This is a genomic window from [Flexibacter] sp. ATCC 35208, assembly GCF_001975825.1.
Classification (GTDB): Bacteria; Bacteroidota; Bacteroidia; order Chitinophagales; family Chitinophagaceae; genus Chitinophaga.
This window is the reverse complement of record NZ_MTKN01000280.1, coordinates 1-485: the sequence shown is the minus strand read 5'-3', so window position 1 is coordinate 485 and position 485 is coordinate 1. Positions and strand designations below refer to the sequence as shown.

The following is a 485-nucleotide window of genomic DNA, read 5'->3' as shown; positions in this document are numbered from 1 at the left end:
TAGTTTAAATTTCATCTTTTGCAGTTATTTTTTTGAGAATAAAAAAGGATATTAATAATAAAGACATTGGAATTAAAGTAAAATAAAATGCGTTTTCCGGTCCTTCATTTTTAAACAACCAGCCCGTTATTCTGGAACCTAATGTTCCGCCAAGAGCAGAAAATATTACAATTAATCCGGTCATTGAACTTTGCAAATTCTTAGGTAAAGCACTTAATACAATCGAATTTAGCAAAGGATAAATTGGCGCAATAAACAATCCGATTAACGGAAACGCGAACCCTATTAGAGGTATATCCGAAAGTGTATTGATGTTTTTTACCTCTAATCCAACTGTTTTTGGAAGTACAAAAATCACGATCAGCATTGCCGAAAAAATGCACACACTTAAAACCCAAATCCAGTTTACTTTTTTAGATACAATACCTGCAATCATTCGCCCAATTGCTAGTGAAATAGCCAAAATACTCGCAATCATTATGCTG

The 485-nt window shown here is 33.0% G+C and carries 1 protein-coding gene; it reads right to left on the bottom strand.

What is annotated here, in order from left to right; translation table 11 throughout:
* Positions 1-4: 4 nt before the first annotated feature.
* Positions 5-485 (bottom strand): sugar MFS transporter (locus tag BW716_RS35525; protein ID WP_220388937.1); only part of this gene is annotated, 481 nt, incomplete at its 5' end.